General features: G+C 41.8%; 1 protein-coding gene. It reads right to left on the reverse strand.

Going from position 1 to position 1,349, the window contains the following annotated elements; all coding sequences use genetic code 11:
• The coding region (locus tag FTV42_RS16940) for a MobA/MobL family protein (RefSeq protein WP_373683242.1) at nt 1–1,323 on the reverse strand (1,323 nt) is incomplete at its 3' end.
• Nucleotides 1,324–1,349: the final 26 nt, after the last annotated feature.

The raw sequence follows: 1,349 nt of genomic DNA on the forward strand, positions 1-1,349 counted from the left end.
GTCCTTGTAATTCTTTGGATATGAATCAAATTTCTTATTCCATTCCTGTAATCTTTCTTTTGGTGTCATACCTTCAAGTGAATGTGACCAGACATACCAATCCTTATATTTTTTGGCGTTATTTAGCTTGTCTAGCTGCTCCGATGACATACCCTCTCTTATCGAGCGTATGGCTGCTTGGGTGTGATCAAGGGGTTTAGGTTCTTGGAGGTTATTACGTTCACGTTCTAAACGGTCTCGTTTTGCTGACAGTTCGGTATGAGCTGACACCCATTTTTTAGGGAAAAACATTGGTTTTTTACCCAATGCTTGGATTTCTTGATTAATTGCATCTAAGTTATGCGTTATTTCGCCACGTTTTGCGCTGTATGCGCTTTTTTCTTTATGGTATGTGGTATCCCTCATATTTTTGGCTAAGTCGCCTACAGCGCGATCATATGCGTTAATAGCGTTTATTGCAGTGAGGTATTTTCGCTGTTCATCACTTGGCGCGGATTCTTTTTTAGGGCTTCGTGGTTCAAATGCTGTTGTTTTAGGTTGTTGTGGCTGATCAGCTGCTTGCCTTTGAAGTTCTTTTTCTCGCCACTTTTGAAGTGCTTGATTGCCTTCTTTTTCGATAGCTGGGAAGTGATGTGCAGGATTTTCACCTTTCTCGATCATGCTGTTGACGTAATCAAGCTTGGCTTGTGCAACGACTCGGAATATGTCACTGGTAGCATTCGCAAGCTCTTTTTCAAGATTGACAACGGCTCTATGCTTTTCGGGCTGTTTAAGCTCTTTCGCTTTTTGAGTTCGTGTCAGTCTTACATGGTCTAGAGTGGATCTCACCTTGTCAGGGTTAATCTGTGGGATTTGTTTTAGGTGTTCATCCGCTGCATCTAAATTCTGTTTGATGCTGTCAAAAATACTGTGTTGTGGGCTTTGCTTAACGCTCTCGTGTTGTAAGTTTTCTACAAGCCGCTCGGTCACAATGATTTCTTGTTCTAAGTTTTTCAGAAGTTCAGGCAAATGCTGATTTTCAATATTTTGCTGTTTGATTGAATCGTTTTTCAGGCTGATTTCAGTGTCAATGCCCTGTCTGCGTAGCTGTGTGACCGCACTGCCTTCATGGACTGTTGCTTGTAACCCGTTATTTTGATCTGCATAACTGCGGTGGTCTACTTCGGATAAGTAGCCTGCTCTAGCTAGATGCTTGTTAGTTAGGTCGGCAAATGCTTCTCTCCAGTGGCTTACAGTCTGACTAGAATTTTCTTTGTTAAAATCTCGGTTTCTCTTTTTGGCAAAGTCGCCAGTTTCAAGGTCGATCTGACGACCTGTAAACATGATATGTGCATGATAGTTACGTTCAT

The organism is Acinetobacter sp. YH16052 (genome assembly GCF_013417155.1).
In the GTDB taxonomy this organism is placed as follows: domain Bacteria; phylum Pseudomonadota; class Gammaproteobacteria; order Pseudomonadales; family Moraxellaceae; genus Acinetobacter.